Source organism: Planifilum fimeticola (genome assembly GCF_003001905.1).
In the GTDB taxonomy this organism is placed as follows: domain Bacteria; phylum Bacillota; class Bacilli; order Thermoactinomycetales; family DSM-44946; genus Planifilum; species Planifilum fimeticola.
The window spans coordinates 61,968-77,420 of sequence record NZ_PVNE01000008.1 but is presented as its reverse complement, the minus strand read 5'-3'; the positions used below and the strand labels follow the sequence as shown (position 1 = coordinate 77,420).

Here is a 15,453-nt window from a genome sequence, read left to right as displayed (position 1 = left end):
ACAGCACCGGGAATCGGGGTCTTCCTCGAGGCCCGCCCCGGGAACCGAAGGGCCGCACACGACGGGATGTGAGCGGACGGGGAGAAGGATGACGCAATCCGAACCCCCTTCGATCGCGAAACAGACGGTAAAACCCGCAGGCGCCGGCCGCCCGAGGATGACGTTTCCCGTCGGAGTTCTGCCGATCTCCCGGCCGGGCGGGAGTTTCGAGCCGAGGTCACCCGTCCTGTCCGCAGGGGGAAAACCCAACAGCCGAAAGGAGGCGAATGCCTGGTCGGAAGGCCGGTCTGCTTGAATGCACGACTCGAGCGGATTTTTTGAACCAGGGAAGGAAATGGATGTTCGGAAACGGCAGCAATCGATTCGCAATTTTTCCATTATCGCACATATCGACCACGGCAAATCCACCTTGGCCGACCGGATTCTGGAACATACCGGGGCCCTGTCGGAAAGGGAGCGGATGGACCAGTTCCTCGACCAAATGGATTTGGAACGGGAGCGGGGCATCACCATCAAGCTGCAGTCGGTCCGGCTCAAATACCGGGCGAAGGACGGGAAGGAATATGTCCTGAACTTGATTGACACTCCCGGCCACGTGGATTTCTCCTACGAAGTCTCCCGCAGCTTGGCCGCATGCGAGGGCGCCCTCCTGGTGGTGGACGCCGCCCAGGGGGTGGAGGCCCAGACCTTGGCCAACGTTTATCTCGCGCTGGAGAACAACCTGGAAATCATCCCGGTGATCAACAAGATCGATCTTCCCAGCGCCGATCCGGATCGGGTGAAGCGGGAGATCGAGGAGGTGATCGGGCTGGACGCCGGCGATGCGGTGCTGGCGTCGGCCAAAGAGGGCATCGGCGTGGAGGAGATTTTGGAGCGAGTCGTAAGCGACGTGCCACCTCCCGAAGGCGATCCCGATGCGCCGCTGAGGGCGCTCATTTTTGATTCGGTCTACGATTCCTACCGGGGTGTGATCACCTATATCCGGGTGGTGGACGGCTCGATCAAAAAAGGGATGAAGATCCAGATGATGTCCACCGGGAAAACCTTCGAAGTGACGGAGGTGGGGTCCTTCACCCCCCGTCCCGTCGCGATGGATGCCTTGTCCGCCGGAGAGGTGGGGTTCGTCGTGGCCGGGATCAAAAACGTGAAGGATACCCGGGTGGGGGACACGATCACCGACGCCCTGCGGCCCGCCGAGGAGCCCCTGCCGGGTTACCGGCGGGTGAATCCCATGGTGTACTGCGGAATGTATCCGGTGGACTCGTCGGATTACGACGATCTGAAGGAAGCCCTGGAAAAGCTGGAGCTGAATGATGCCTCCCTCCGCTATGAACCGGAAACTTCCACCGCCTTGGGATTCGGTTTTCGTTGCGGGTTTTTGGGCCTGTTGCACATGGAGATCATCCAGGAGAGGATCGAGCGGGAATTCAACATCCCGCTGATCACCACCGCTCCCAGCGTGGTCTACAAGGTGTACCTGACGAACGGGGAGGTGAAGGAGATCGACAATCCCACCCACATGCCTCCCCAGCAGAAGATCGATCACATCGAGGAGCCGTATGTCCGGGCTTCCATCATGGTGCCGAATGATTACGTGGGAGCCGTGATGGAGCTGTGCCAGTTCAAGCGGGGAGAGTATATCGACATGCAGTATATGGACGCAAACCGCGTCAATCTCGTTTACGAGCTGCCCCTGTCGGAGATCGTCTACGATTTCTTCGACCAGCTCAAATCCGGAACGCGCGGTTACGCTTCCCTCGATTACGAGCTGATCGGATACAAGCCCTCCCAATTGGTCAAGATGGATATCCTGCTGAACGGGGAGCCGGTGGACGCCCTCTCTTTCATCGTTCACCGGGACAAGGCGTATCACCGGGGGCGCCAGCTGGTGGAGCGACTGAAGGAGCTGATTCCCCGTCAAATGTTCGAGGTGCCCGTTCAGGCGGCCATCGGCAACAAGGTGATCGCTCGGGAGACGATCCGGGCGATGCGGAAAAACGTTCTGGCCAAGTGTTACGGCGGGGATGTCAGCCGGAAGCGGAAGCTGTTGGAGAAACAGAAGGAAGGGAAGAAGCGGATGAAGGCCGTCGGAAATGTGGAGGTGCCCCAGGAAGCCTTCATGGCGGTGCTGAAGGTGGACGATTCCGGCAAGAAGTGAGGCATTGCCCGGCGGTTGAAAGGGTGAGGGAAGGAGGGGGACGGATGCCCCCCGAAGCGGTCTATATTCACATCCCCTTTTGCACCAACAAATGCCATTACTGCGATTTCACCGCCTACGTGGTGAAGGGGCAGCCGGTGGACGAATACCTGTCGGCACTGGAAAAGGAGATGGAGATGTGGGTGCGGGACGTTCCGCCCGGCCCCATCCGGTCCGTCTTCTTTGGCGGGGGAACCCCGACGGTGCTGACACCGGCCCAGATGGAGCGGCTGCTCTCGGCAGTCCGGCGTTTCTTTCCGGAGTGGTCCGGTGATCTGGAGTTCACGGCGGAAGCCAATCCCGGCACGACGGGGCCCGAGCTGTTGCGCGTCATGCGGGAGGGCGGGGTGAACCGGCTCAGCCTCGGCGTGCAGACCTTCCGGCCGGACCTGCTTGTGCGGATCGGACGGATCCACACGGTGGAAGATGTGCTTCGCAGCGTGGAACAGGCCAGAGACGCCGGGTTTGACAACCTCTCCTTCGACCTGATCTTCGGGCTGCCGGACCAGCGGGTGGAGGACATGGAAAGCTCCCTGGAGCAGGCCCTCTCCCTGAAGCCGGATCATTTGTCCGTCTACAGCCTCAAGGTGGAAGAAAACACGCTTTTTCACGTTCTGTACGAGCGGGGCCGGCTGCCCCTCCCCTCCGAAGACGAAGAACTGGCCATGTACCAGTTGACGCGGCGCCGCCTGGCCGAAGCGGGGTTTGTCCACTACGAAATCAGCAATTTCGCCCTCCCCGGCCGGGAAAGCCGCCACAACCGCACTTACTGGCTGAACGAGGAATATTACGGGCTGGGGGCGGGAGCCCACGGCTATGTGGGCGGTTGGCGTCACGCCAATGTGCGCGGCATCCGCGAGTACATCCGGCTCTGTCGGGACGGGCGCCTTCCGGTGGCCGAACGGAACCCGGTGCCGGAGGCGGAGGCGATGGAGAACGAGATGATTCTCGGACTCCGGCTGCTTCAGGGGGTGGATCCTTCCCGCTTTTTCAGGCGGTTTGGACGGAGGGTGGAGGAGGTCTTCGGCGGGGTGCTGGCGCGCCTGTTCGAAAGAGGGCTCCTTGCGGAGAGGGATGGGCGTCTGGCCCTCACCGAGCAGGGGCTGCTCTTCGGAAACGAGGTGTTCGCCGCCTTCGTGGGAGAGGCGGAACAAGCCGGCGGATAAGATTGACATCGCCTTTTCCTTCTGGTACTTTTAAATTGTGTATTTTTAGCACTCGAAGGCTTGGAGTGCTAACAAGGAGGTGGGGCAGATGTTGACCGAGCGGCAGAAAAAGATCCTCCAGGCCGTGGTGGATGACTACATCCTGACCGCGGAACCGGTCGGTTCCAGGACGGTCTCGAAGCGGAAAGGGGTGGGGTTCAGCGCCGCCACGATCCGCAACGAGATGGCCGACCTGGAGGAGATGGGTTATCTGGAGCAGCCGCACACATCTGCCGGCCGTATTCCTTCCCACAAAGGCTACCGTTATTATGTGGATCATCTCCTTCCGCCGCTCCGACCGCGGACGTCGGACATTCGGATGCTCAAGCGCCTTTTCACCATCCAGATGGACGAATTGGAGCAGGTATTTCAGGAGACGGCTTCAATTCTATCCAAGCTGACCAAATATACCACAGTCATTCTCGGACCCATGGTCTACGAGGATAAGCTGCGCCATTTGCAAGTGGTGCCGTTGTCGGAAAACAATGCGGTCGTCGTCATTGTGACCGATGCGGGCCATGTGGAAAAGAGGAGGTTTACCGTTCCGGAAAAGATTTCCCTCTCTTCGATCGAGAAACTGGTCAATCTGCTGAACCACCGGTTGAAGGGACTCCCTCTCCATCGGCTGAAGCAGACGGTTCAACAGGAATTGCAGGATGAGCTGGCGCGTTATGTGGACCAGTACGAATACCTCATGACCATGATCGACGAGATGCTCCGGAGGGAACAGGAGGAACGCATCTATTTCAGCGGAACGACCAACATTCTCAATCAGCCGGAATTCCGCGATGTGGAGAAAGTGAAGCGGTTGTTCGATCTCTTTGACCAGACCGACGTGGTTCTCCAGCTGTTCGGAACGACGGACAGCGGGGTCCAGGTTCGGATCGGAAAGGAGAACCGCTGTGAAGCGGTCGACAATTGCAGCATCATCTCAGCATCTTACACGGTCAACGGACGGTCCGTCGGAACCATCAGCGTATTGGGACCTACCCGGATGAACTACAAAAAGGTGATCAGTCTTCTTGAAGTGCTGGCCATAGACTTCTCCGACCATCTGCGCCGGTTGTTCGGGTAGGCCCGATCCGGCATTGGTGGGGAGTGAATGGATACTGGATCGGGGGTTCGAAGGAGCCCCCTATCCCTATGTAACAAAAGAGAGGAGCCGCATCCATGGAGAGTCAGAAGGAATTTGCCGGACCCGACAAGGGAGATTCCCGATTGAGCGCCCTCCAGACCAACACCAGTGCTGTTCGGGCCATCGCCTCCGCGGTGGAGGGAACGTTGGGCCCCAAGGGACTTGACACCATGCTGGTGGACAACCGGGGGGAAGTGATCGTCACCAACGACGGCGTCACCATTCTGGACCGCATGGAAGTGAAGCATCCTGCCGCCCGCATGCTGGTCAACGTGGCCAGAGCCCAGCAGGAAGAGATGGGGGACGGGACGACGACGGCCACCCTGCTTGCGGCCGCGTTGGTGGAAGAAGGGGCCAAACAGGTTTTCCGGGGTGTGCCGGTGGCAAAAGTGATCGCCGGCATCGGAAAGGGCGTCCGTTTCGCCCTGCAGAAGATGCAGGAGATCGCCCGTCCCATCTGGGAGCTGGATGACGAATGGCTCCAACGGATCGCTTTCACCGCCGGCAGGGAAAACGAGGACATCTCGGAATTGGTCATCGAAGCGGCTCAGATGGTCGGCCGGGAAAAGCTGATGGAGAAGAACTTCAAACTCTGCGATTGCGTGGTTGCCCACCCGCGGGCCGAAAGTGAAGTGTTCGCGGGGATTCTGATCAACAAGGGGCGGATGAACCTGCAAATGCCGGCATACAAACATGATGTCCGCGTGCTTGTCGTGGGGGACGCCCTGGAGCCGGAACCGGTGGACGAGGAAGCCCTCGCCACGGAGGCCGGCTTTGCGCGGCAGATGGAGTTGAAGGATGAATTCCTTCAAGTGATTGAAAAGTTGATTCAGATGGACATCGGACTGATTGTCGTCGATCGCGGCGTCGACCCGGTGGCCGAAGAGATGTTGACCGATGCCGGGGTGATGGTGGTTCAACGGGTTTCCCATCACGATCTCGCCAAAGTGGCGGATCACACCGGCGCTCGGATCATCAAGCGTTCCGCTCTGCGGAAAATGCCGGAGGAATTGGAGACGGTGATCGGCCACTGCGATGAAGTGGAGGACCACGAGCCCTATCAGCGGATTCGGGTGAGCGGCGGCCGGGGCAAACCCTTTGCCACCATCCTGGTGGGCGCTTCCACCGAGGAAGTGGTTGGCGAGCGGGAGCGCATCTGCAAGGATGCCGCCTCCGCCGTACAGGCTGCCGTCCGCGGCGGTTTCCTTCCCGGAGGCGGTGCCGCCGAACTGGCCCTGGCCCGGGAAGTGGAAAAATACCGCGATTCCGTCCAGGGCATGGAGCGGTTTGGAGTGGCCGCCGTGGCCGAGGCTCTGCACCGCCCGATGGTTCAAGTGGTGGCGAATGCCGGTTTCAACCCCCTCGAAAAAGTGGAGGCCGTGAAGGCGCTCCAGTTGAAGCGGCAGTCCGATTCCCTCGGAATCGATTGTGACCGGGGAAATGTCGCCGACATGATCGAAATGGGCGTCGTCGATCCGGTGCCCGTCAAGTATCATGCCCTTCAGGCGGCGGGTGAAGTAAGCGCTGCAATCCTTCGGATTCATACCATTGTGAAGATGAGAGATCTGCCCGATTTGATCGAGTAGGAGGTGACCGGCGTGAACGAAGGAAAGGATGAACTGGCATCCGAGGAGGCGGTGGAAGCTTCTCGGCCTGTGACGCAGGGAGAAAAGGCGGAGCGTCAGCCGAATCCGGAAAGCGTTGATGGGGACGTGGCGGAGGAATCCCCAAAACAGGAGGATCCCTACGAGCAGCTGGAGAAAGAACTGGAGAAGTGGAAGCGGCAGTCAGAGGAGCATTACGAGATGTTCCTCCGAGCGCGGGCCGATTTGGAAAACTACCGCCGGCGAGCTCGAAAGGAGCTGGAGGATACGGCCCGTTACGGAGCGGCCAACTTGGCGGAGGCGCTCCTGCCGGTGTTGGACAATATGGAGCGGGCTTTGGCCGCAGGACGGGATTCGAGCGGGGAAGCCTTCTATCAGGGCGTGGAAATGGTTTACCGCCAGCTTTTGCAGGTGCTGTCCGATGCGGGGTTGTCCCCGATCGAGGCGGTGGGCAAGCCCTTTGATCCCCATTTGCACAATGCCGTCATGCAGACGGAGAGTGACAAATACGAACCCGGCACAGTGGTGGAAGAGCTTCAGCGGGGGTACCGGTTCAAGGACCGCGTCCTCCGGCCCACGATGGTGAAAGTGTCCAAATAAGAAACAGAAACAGCATCTCCGGCAAAAGGGGGTATTCTTCGATGGGCAAAGTGATCGGAATCGATTTGGGAACCACCAACTCATGTGTCGCTTTCATGGAAGGGGATGAAGCCGTCGTCATTCCCAATGCGGAGGGGGGTCGCACCACTCCCTCCGTCGTTGGTTTTTCGAAAAACGGTGAGCGCCTCGTCGGAGAAGCGGCCAAGCGGCAGGCCATCACCAACCCGGAAAAGACGATCATTTCGATCAAGCGGCACATGGGTAGCGACCATAAAGTGAAAATCGACGGCAAAGATTACACGCCCCAGGAAATTTCCGCCATGATTCTGCAGAAGCTGAAGGCGGACGCCGAAGCATACCTGGGTGAAAAGGTGACCCAGGCGGTGATTACGGTCCCCGCCTACTTCAACGACAGCCAGCGGCAGGCGACCAAAGACGCCGGCCGGATCGCCGGACTGGAAGTGCTTCGGATCATCAACGAGCCCACCGCTGCAGCCCTCGCCTATGGGCTGGATAAGGCGGACGACCAGACCATCCTGGTGTTCGACCTGGGCGGCGGGACCTTTGACGTGTCCATTCTGGAGCTCGGGGACGGCCTGTTTGAAGTGAAGGCCACCAGCGGAAACAACAAGCTGGGCGGGGACGATTTCGACCAGGCGATCATCGATTACCTGGTGGAGGAGTTCAAAAAGGAACACGGCATCGACCTCACCGGCGACAAGATGGCGATGCAGCGGCTCAAAGACGCGGCGGAGAAGGCGAAAAAGGACCTGTCCGGCGTGTTGAGCACCACCATCTCCCTTCCTTTCCTCTCTGCCGACGAGACCGGTCCGAAACACCTGGAAGTGACCCTGACCCGGGCCAAATTCAACGAACTGACCGCCCACCTGGTGGAAAAGACGATGGAACCGACCCGCCAGGCCTTGAGGGATGCGGGATTGGAACCGAGCCAGATCGACAAGGTGATCCTCGTCGGCGGTTCGACCCGGATTCCCGCGGTTCAGGAAGCGATCAAAAATCTGATCGGCAAGGAACCGAGCAAAGGGGTCAATCCCGATGAAGTGGTGGCCATGGGTGCGGCCATTCAGGCCGGGGTTCTCTCCGGTGAAGTGAAGGATGTGGTCTTGCTCGACGTCACTCCCCTTTCCCTGGGAATCGAGACCCTCGGCGGGGTGTTTACCAAGCTGATTGAACGGAACACCACCATTCCCACCGAAAAAACGCAGATGTTCTCCACGGCGGCGGACAACCAGACGGTGGTGGAGATTCACGTCCTGCAGGGCGAGCGGCCGATGGCCAAAGACAACAAATCCCTCGGCCGGTTCCACCTGCACGGCATTCCACCGGCTCCCCGCGGCGTTCCCCAAATCGAGGTGACCTTCAAGATCGACGCCAACGGGATCGTCAATGTGTCGGCCAAGGATAAGGCGACGGGCAAGAGCCAGGCGATCACCATCCAGTCTTCCAGCGGCCTGTCCGAGGAAGAGATCCAGCGCATGATCAAGGAAGCCGAGGAGCACGCCGAGGAGGACCGCAAAAAGAAAGAAGAGGCGGAGGTCCGTAACCGGGCGGATCAGCTGATGTTCACCGCGGACAAAACCCTTCAGGATCTGGGCGACAAAGTGGAGCAGGCGGATAAAGACAAGGTGAACGAAGCCAAGGAGAAGGTGAAAAAAGCCCTTGAGGGCAATGACGTCGAGGAGATCAAAAAGGCTTCGGATGAGCTGGAACAGACGGTGCAGCAACTGGCGGTGAAGATGTATCAGCAGCAGGCCCAGCAGGCCCAGACGGCCGGATCGGAGGCCGAAGCTGATTCCAAGGAGGAAAAGGATAACGTCGTGGATGCCGAATATGAAGTGGTAGATGACAAAAAAGAAGACGAGAAGTGACTTTTCCTTTTCCCCGACAAAGCCGGAAAGGCTTTCCGGCTTTGCCTTTTTCATATCGGATCACCCTAGGGATGGAGGGTGAATACATGAACAGCAGAGGGAGCGTGCCGTATCAGTCCTGCCATCTAAGCGCAGGCGAAGCGGTGCCTCCCCTTCGGCCCACATTGAGCCCCGAGGGGCATCGGCCTGCATGAGAAGGAGGTGACCCGGTGAGCAAACGCGACTATTACGAAGTGCTGGGTGTGAGTCAGACTGCTTCCGCTGAAGAGATCCGCAAGGCGTACCGAAGGCTGGCCCGCAAATACCACCCGGACGTGAACAAGGAGCCGGACGCCGAGGAAAAGTTTAAAGAGGTGAAGGAAGCCTACGAGGTCCTCAGCGATCCGCAAAAAAGATCCAATTACGATCGTTTCGGCCACGCGGATCCCGGTGCGGCTGCCGGGTCGGGTAGCGGTTTTGGCGGATTCGGCGGAGCGGGTGCCGATTTCAGCTTCGGCGATATCTTCGACATGTTTTTCGGCGGGGGACGGCGAAACCCTCACGCCCCACGACAAGGTGCCGATCTGGAATTTCACATGGAAGTGGAGTTCAAGGATGCCGTTTTTGGAAAGGAAACGGACATCTTCGTCCCCCGGACCGAAACCTGTTCCACCTGTGGAGGCAGCGGGGCCAAACCCGGCACGCAGCCGGAGCGCTGTCCGCTGTGTCGCGGAACCGGTCAGGCGGAGACCGTGCAAAACACGCCCTTCGGCCGCATTGTGAACCGGCGGATCTGTCAGCAGTGCGGCGGTCAGGGGCGGATTATCCGGGAGAAATGCTCCACCTGCGGAGGATCGGGTAAGCAGAAACACCGGAAGAAGATACACATCAAGATTCCCCCCGGGATTCACGACGGCGCCCAACTGCGCGTCAGCGGAGAGGGCGAACCGGGAATCAACGGGGGACCTCCGGGCGACTTGTACATTCACATCCGCGTGAAGCCCCATGAACTGTTCAGACGGGATGGGGACGACATCGTCTGTGTCCTGCCGATCACCTTCGTGCAGGCCGCCCTTGGCGATGAAGTGGTGGTTCCCACCCTCGACGGGCGGGCGAAATTGAAAATCCCGGCCGGTACGCAGACGGGAACCGAGTTCCGCCTGCGGGGGAAGGGGGTTCCCCGACTTCGGGGTTACGGCCAAGGGGATCAGCGCGTCAAGGTGCGCGTGGTGACCCCCACCCGTCTCACCGAGAAGCAAAAAGAAGTTTTGCGGGAGTTCGGCCGGTTGAGCGGGGATTACATCCGGGAACAGTCCGAGGAAACCTTTTTCAACAAGATGAAGAAGGCCTTTATGGGAGAATGAACCTTTGAAGGAAGAATCGCTGGGGAAATGGATCACCCATTGTCTTCGCGGGCGTCGGGCCCGCGTTTTTCTTGGGGGGTGTCGGTGTGAATTGGCTGGAGATACGCGTCCATACGAGTTCGGAAGCGGTGGAGGCGGTCAGTTCCATCCTCATGGAATTGGGGGCCGGAGGAACCGTGATCGATGATCCGGAAGTATTCTCCCGCTCCTGGGACAGTCCCTTCGGTGAAATCGTCGAACTGGACCGGCGGGATTATCCGGAAGAGGGAGTGGTGGTGAGAGGTTATTTTCCCGAGTCGACACCGGAGGGAATGCTGGCGGGACGCATCCGGGATCGGCTGGCCAAGCTTCCGGACTGGGGTCTGGACCCGGGACCGGCGGACGTGTCCTGCCGGATCGTCGCGGAGGAGTCCTGGGAGAGCGCCTGGAAAAAGTATTATAAGCCCGTCCGCGTGACGGAGCGTCTGACCGTATGCCCCGTGTGGGAGAAGGCGGATTCCGGGGAAGGCGAGACGGTCATCCGCCTGGATCCGGGGATGGCCTTCGGCACGGGGACCCATGCCACCACGCAAATGTGCCTCCGCCTCCTGGAAAAACACCTGCACCCAGGCGATCGGGTGATCGATGTCGGTTGCGGCAGCGGCATTCTGAGCATCGCCGCCGCCAAACTGGGGGCCGGATCCGTTTTGGCCGTGGACCTGGATGAGGTGGCCGTCCGGAAGACCCGGGAAAACGCCATCCTGAACGGCGTACAAGATCTCGTTGTCGTCCGGACGGGGGATTTGCTGACAGGGGTGACGGAAGAGGGAGACCTGATCCTGGCCAATCTGTTGGCTCCCATCATTCTGCGCCTTGCCCGGGACCTTCGCCGGGTTCTCCGACCGGGCGGCCGCCTGATCGCCTCGGGAATCGTTTCCGACCAGGTTCGAAGTGTGCAAAAAGCCCTGGAGGATGCAGGTTTGGAGACGGTGGAAACGATTGGCGAGGGGGACTGGGTGGCGCTGGTGGCAAAAAGGTGATAAAATATACGTTCAGCATGAAAGTCGATCCGACCGGTCCGATTGTTGTGGAAGGAGCACGGGGATGCAGCGTTACTTCATTTCTCCGGAGCAGGTCGAAGGGGAGCAGTTCGTCATACGAGGAGACGATGTGCATCACATTCGGCGCGTCATGCGCTTTCGTCCCGGCGATCAGCTGATCGCCTGCGACGGTGAGGGTACGGATTACATCGGCGAATTGATGGAAGGAACCGGGAATGAGGTGACCTGTCGCATCCTTCGGCGGGAGCCGTCGGCGGGAGAGCCCGGCCTGCAGGTCACTTTGGCCCAGTCCCTGCCCAAGGGTGACAAATGGGAGTTGGTGTTGCAGAAGGGAACGGAGCTGGGAGCCACCTCCTTCTTGCCCTTCACCTCCCGTCGAACCGTGGTGAAATGGGACCGGGTCAAGGCCGAAAAGCGCCGGGTCCGTTGGAAGCGGATCCTCAAGGAGGCGGCGGAGCAATCCCACCGCGGGCGCATTCCCACGGTTTCCCCGGTGACCGACTGGAACGGGTTGCTCGAGGCGATCGCGAGGGCGGAGTTGGCGCTCATCGCCTACGAGGGCGGCGGTGAGCCCTTGTCCGCCGCCCTGGCGAGGAAAAGCTTCTCCCGCCTCCTCCTGATTGTCGGACCGGAGGGGGGATGGGAGGAGGAGGAAGTCCGCCAGGCCCGGGAAGCCGGGGCGGTCCCCGTCAGTCTGGGATCGCGGATCCTGCGGACGGAGACGGCGGCGGTGGCGATGCTCGCCTGCGCGATGTTTGCAAACGGTGAAATGGGAGGTGAAACCCTGTGAACACGGTGGCTTTTCACACCTTGGGCTGCAAGGTGAACGCATACGAGACGGAAGCCATTTGGCAGTTGTTCAAGCGGGCCGGTTATCAGCGGGTGGATTTCGACAGGAAAGCGGATGTTTACGTGATCAATACCTGCACGGTGACCAATACCGGAGACAAAAAGAGCCGCCAGGTGATCCGCCGGGCGATCCGCCGCAATCCGGACGCCGTCATCGTCGTCACCGGATGTTATGCCCAGACCTCGCCGGCGGAAGTGATGGCCATCCCCGGGGTCGATATCGTCTTGGGCACCCAGGGTCGGGAACGTCTGCTGGAATACGTGGAACAGTACCAGCGGGAACGGCAGCCGATCAATGCGGTGAAAAACATCATGAAAACGCGGGAGTTCGAGGAGTTGGACGTTCCCGCCTTTTCCGACCGGACGAGGGCGTCCCTCAAGATCCAGGAAGGCTGCAACAATTTCTGCACCTTCTGCATCATTCCCTGGGCCCGGGGGCTTCTCAGGAGCCGCAAGCCGGAAAACGTGTTGAAACAGGCGCGCCAGCTGGTGGAGGCCGGATACAAGGAGATCGTCCTGACCGGAATCCACACCGGCGGTTACGGCGAAGACCTGGAAGACTACAGCCTCGCCGATCTGCTGTGGGATCTGGACAAGATCGACGGGCTGAAGCGGATCCGGATCAGTTCCATCGAGGCGAGCCAGATCGACGAGCGGATCCTGGAAGTGTTGAATGCGTCGGACAAAATGTGCCGCCATCTGCACATTCCCCTGCAGGCGGGGGACGATGAGGTGCTGAAGCGGATGCGGCGCAAATATACGGTGGACGAATACCGGAAGAAAATCGAGCGGATCCGCGAAGCGATGCCGCAGGTGGCCATCACCACCGACGTGATTGTCGGCTTCCCGGGCGAGACCGACGAGCAGTTCGAGAACACCTACCGGTTGATCGAGGAGCTCCGGTTTGCCGAACTGCACGTGTTCCCCTATTCCAAACGGACGGGAACCCCCGCCGCCCGGATGGAAAACCAGGTACCCGAACCGGTGAAGCAGGAGCGGGTCAAAAGGCTGATCCGGCTTTCCGAACGCCTTTCCCTGGAATACGCCCGCCGGTTTGTCGGCGACGTGTTGGACGTGATTCCGGAACGACCCTACAAGGAAGAACCGGGAAGCGGTCTGTATGTGGGTTACTCCGACAATTACCTGCAGCTGGTCTTCCCCGGCAATGAGCAGTTGGTGGGCAAGGTGTGCCGCGTCCGCCTGGACGAACCCGGCCCGGAGGTTTGCCGCGGCACCTTCGTCCGCGTCCTGGATGACGCCCCCCGGACCGAGGCCGTTTGAAGAGCGATCCGGGAAATCGCCCGGTCCGGCGACAAAGGATCGAGGGGAGGCGTCTTAACGCTTGGAGGCGGCGGAACCTCTTCCTGCTGCCGGATTTTGGGCTTTGTCAGCCGTCACGGCGATCCGAAAGGATATCCGAAAGGATCGCTTTTTTTATCTTGCCCCTTTTCCGGTCTGCGCTTTTGGGGGATGGATGCCGAATGACGGTGCCGGTTGACCCGCTTGTGACGGATGCTTGAAACCGGCTGCAACCATTTCGCCGCTTTTTCGCTATAATGGGCCCGTGGCCGCATGTGACCGGCGTCAAATGCGATTCCGTACAAAGGAGAGATGCCCAATGATTCGTGAATTGACCCGAAGGGAAGAGTGGGTTGAAGCCTTTCCGCTCTTGAAGGAACTGCGGACCCATCTGGATCTGGACACCTATCTGTCCCTGCTGGAGGAGATGCGCCCGCGGGGTTACCGGCTGTTCGCCCTGGAGGAAAGCGGTCGGATGCTGGCCCTGGCCGGCGTGGCGGTGATGGTCAATCTGTACAATGGCCGGCATCTTTTCATTTACGACCTGGTCACGAAGGAGGAAGAGCGGTCCAAGGGATACGGGGCCAAGCTTCTCCGATACCTGGAGGACTTCGCCCGGGCCCAGGGCTGTCGTCTGGTGGAGCTGACCTCGGGGGTCCGGCGGAAGGAGGCCCACCGTTTCTACGAGGAGAAGATGGGTTATACGAGAAACAGCTGGGTGTTCAGAAAGCGGCTTTCCCCTGAGGGGAAGGAGGAGGGAGTGAAATGAGTGGGGTTTGAGCAGGTGTCAACCTTGCCCGATGGGCGAAGGCTGGTCCTTCGGGAGGCCGTTTTGGAGGATGCGGAGGAAATGATTGTCTTTGTTCAGAAAACCCTTGGCGAGTCCGATTACCTGCTTTTCGAACCGGGAGAGTTTCGCCCGTCAGTGGGCGAACAGCGCCAATTGCTGGAACAGTGCGCCCGATCCGACACCCATTTGTATTTGATCGCCGAGGTGGACGGAGAGATGGCCGGCATGCTTAATTTTCAGCCGGGGAAACGGAAGCGCAATGCCCATGCCGGCGAATTCGGCATCAGCGTCCGCAAAAAGTACTGGGGGATGTCGATCGGAAGACAGTTGCTCCAAGCCTTGCTTCAATGGGCCCGGCAAACCGGGAAGATCCGGAAGATCAACCTGCGGGTCCGGACGGACAACGAACGGGCCATTCGCCTGTACCGTTCGGTCGGCTTCAAGGTGGAGGGAACCATCTCGAGGGAATTTTGCATCGACGGTCGGTTTTACGACGCTCACTGGATGGGAATCGAGTTGGACTGAATCCGGTATGAACGGTCTCTCCCCCGTGCAGGATACCCCTAGAAACCAATAAACCGGACAGGACCGGAGGGATGCCGAACGGCATCCCGATGGTTCGGCGGTGAAGGGGTGAAGGAGGGAAATCGATGAAACAGGGAAAACGGAAGCGCGATCAGGAGCCGACCGTCGCGCCGGGGATGGATGACCGGGAAGAGCTGGAGCAGCGGGCGTCCGAGGAAGAGATCCGGGAAGGCGAGTATACGGAAGTGACCACCCTGTCATGGGACGAGGCGGATCCCTCTTGAACGGAGTCGGGAAATGCGGTTTGTCCGTCGGGGGCTTTTCCGCATTTTCCCCCGCGGACGGAGGATTTGTCCTGCCATCCACATTTCCGTTGTGTTATGCTAAAATCGCGGCGTTCAGGACAGAGGAGCATTTGCAGACGTAAGATCGGGAGCGGAAGAAAATCGCCCGGGAAAGCGGAGCGATTCCGATCTTAAAACACCAGGGCGGAAAGGTTGTGGACGGATTGAAGGAAGTATCGGCCGGCGGGGTGGTGTTCCGCCGGAAAAATGGCCGAACGGAAATTCTTCTGATCGAGGACAGGTATTCCCGGTGGACGCTTCCCAAGGGAAAGAGGGAGAAGGGGGAAACGAACGAGGAGACCGCCCTGAGGGAAATCCGGGAAGAGACGGGGGTTTCCGGGCGAATTCTTCGCCCGTTGACATCGGTTCATTACCGCTATTTTCACCCCGATCACGGAGATGTGGAAAAAGAAGTGCACTATTATCTGGTGGAGGCGACGTCCGAGGCGCTTCATCCCGCCCTGTCCGAAATCGGCGGGGCCCGCTGGTTGCCTCCGGAGGAAGCCTGGCGGCTCATGCAAGGGGAAGGGTATGACAACAACCTCCCCGTGATGGAGGAAGCCTACCGACATCTGGGGCTTCTCGCGGGCGAATCCTGATGCCTCTATCACCTTTATAACTTGTCAAGCGGAT

At 59.8% G+C, this 15,453-nt stretch carries 14 protein-coding genes; all 14 read left to right on the top strand.

The window, feature by feature from the left end; all coding sequences use genetic code 11:
• The first annotated feature begins 334 nt into the window (after window positions 1–334).
• The 14 genes from lepA to CLV97_RS18555 all read left to right on the top strand — a co-directional run bounded on the left by lepA (window position 335) and on the right by CLV97_RS18555 (window position 15,419).
• Complete coding sequence (lepA, locus tag CLV97_RS06820; RefSeq protein WP_106344833.1) at window positions 335–2,158, top strand: translation elongation factor 4; 1,824 nt, start codon at window positions 335–337, stop codon at window positions 2,156–2,158.
• Window positions 2,159–2,202: 44 nt separating this feature from the next.
• The gene (hemW, locus tag CLV97_RS06815) at window positions 2,203–3,363 is read left to right on the top strand and encodes a radical SAM family heme chaperone HemW (protein ID WP_106344778.1); all 1,161 of its coding nucleotides are present in this window, start codon (window positions 2,203–2,205) and stop codon (window positions 3,361–3,363) included.
• An 88-nt stretch (window positions 3,364–3,451) separates the two neighbouring features.
• Entirely contained in the window at window positions 3,452–4,477 is a 1,026-nt protein-coding gene (hrcA, locus tag CLV97_RS06810; protein ID WP_106344777.1) for a heat-inducible transcriptional repressor HrcA, read from the top strand.
• A 95-nt stretch (window positions 4,478–4,572) separates the two neighbouring features.
• Complete coding sequence (locus CLV97_RS06805; RefSeq protein WP_106344776.1) at window positions 4,573–6,123, top strand: TCP-1/cpn60 chaperonin family protein; 1,551 nt, start codon at window positions 4,573–4,575, stop codon at window positions 6,121–6,123.
• 12 nt (window positions 6,124–6,135) lie between these two features.
• Window positions 6,136–6,741: a nucleotide exchange factor GrpE gene (gene grpE, locus CLV97_RS06800; RefSeq protein WP_106344775.1), complete on the top strand. Its 606-nt coding sequence runs from the start codon at window positions 6,136–6,138 to the stop codon at window positions 6,739–6,741.
• Window positions 6,742–6,782: 41 nt separating this feature from the next.
• Window positions 6,783–8,630, top strand: a complete 1,848-nt coding sequence (gene dnaK / locus CLV97_RS06795; protein WP_106344774.1) for a molecular chaperone DnaK — start codon at window positions 6,783–6,785, stop codon at window positions 8,628–8,630.
• Window positions 8,631–8,839: 209 nt separating this feature from the next.
• A complete protein-coding gene (gene dnaJ, locus CLV97_RS06790) occupies window positions 8,840–9,973 on the top strand; it encodes a molecular chaperone DnaJ (RefSeq protein ID WP_106344773.1) in 1,134 nt (377 codons plus the stop codon).
• An 86-nt stretch (window positions 9,974–10,059) separates the two neighbouring features.
• A complete protein-coding gene (gene prmA, locus CLV97_RS06785; protein WP_106344772.1) occupies window positions 10,060–10,992 on the top strand; it encodes a 50S ribosomal protein L11 methyltransferase in 933 nt (310 codons plus the stop codon).
• 64 nt (window positions 10,993–11,056) lie between these two features.
• Window positions 11,057–11,803 carry a 16S rRNA (uracil(1498)-N(3))-methyltransferase gene (locus CLV97_RS06780; RefSeq protein ID WP_106344771.1) on the top strand — a complete coding sequence of 249 codons (747 nt, stop codon included), beginning with the start codon at window positions 11,057–11,059 and terminating at the stop codon, window positions 11,801–11,803.
• Complete coding sequence (gene mtaB / locus CLV97_RS06775; RefSeq protein WP_092035594.1) at window positions 11,800–13,143, top strand: tRNA (N(6)-L-threonylcarbamoyladenosine(37)-C(2))-methylthiotransferase MtaB; 1,344 nt, start codon at window positions 11,800–11,802, stop codon at window positions 13,141–13,143. The genes CLV97_RS06780 and mtaB overlap by 4 nt, the downstream gene beginning before the upstream one ends.
• Before the next feature lie 337 nt (window positions 13,144–13,480).
• Window positions 13,481–13,930: a GNAT family N-acetyltransferase gene (locus CLV97_RS06770; protein ID WP_092035593.1), complete on the top strand. Its 450-nt coding sequence runs from the start codon at window positions 13,481–13,483 to the stop codon at window positions 13,928–13,930.
• On the top strand, window positions 13,931–14,476 hold the full coding sequence (locus CLV97_RS06765; RefSeq protein WP_245891413.1) for a GNAT family N-acetyltransferase: 546 nt from the start codon (window positions 13,931–13,933) through the stop codon (window positions 14,474–14,476).
• A gap of 125 nt (window positions 14,477–14,601) precedes the next feature.
• Window positions 14,602–14,760 carry a hypothetical protein gene (locus CLV97_RS18070; protein WP_170070389.1) on the top strand — a complete coding sequence of 53 codons (159 nt, stop codon included), beginning with the start codon at window positions 14,602–14,604 and terminating at the stop codon, window positions 14,758–14,760.
• Between the two features lie 224 nt (window positions 14,761–14,984).
• On the top strand, window positions 14,985–15,419 hold the full coding sequence (locus CLV97_RS18555; RefSeq protein ID WP_425440551.1) for an NUDIX hydrolase: 435 nt from the start codon (window positions 14,985–14,987) through the stop codon (window positions 15,417–15,419).
• Window positions 15,420–15,453 lie beyond the last annotated feature (34 nt).

Bases quoted from the DNA above. Each gene is read 5' to 3' on its own strand.
- CLV97_RS06780 (WP_106344771.1), top strand. From the start codon at position 11,057: ATGCAGCGTTACTTCATTTCTCCGGAGCAGGTCGAAGGGGAGCAGTTC.
- lepA (WP_106344833.1), top strand. From the start codon at position 335: ATGGATGTTCGGAAACGGCAGCAATCGATTCGCAATTTTTCCATTATC.
- hrcA (WP_106344777.1), top strand. From the start codon at position 3,452: ATGTTGACCGAGCGGCAGAAAAAGATCCTCCAGGCCGTGGTGGATGAC.
- dnaK (WP_106344774.1), top strand. From the start codon at position 6,783: ATGGGCAAAGTGATCGGAATCGATTTGGGAACCACCAACTCATGTGTC.
- CLV97_RS18070 (WP_170070389.1), top strand. From the start codon at position 14,602: ATGAAACAGGGAAAACGGAAGCGCGATCAGGAGCCGACCGTCGCGCCG.
- CLV97_RS06770 (WP_092035593.1), top strand. From the start codon at position 13,481: ATGATTCGTGAATTGACCCGAAGGGAAGAGTGGGTTGAAGCCTTTCCG.
- CLV97_RS06805 (WP_106344776.1), top strand. From the start codon at position 4,573: ATGGAGAGTCAGAAGGAATTTGCCGGACCCGACAAGGGAGATTCCCGA.
- hemW (WP_106344778.1), top strand. From the start codon at position 2,203: ATGCCCCCCGAAGCGGTCTATATTCACATCCCCTTTTGCACCAACAAA.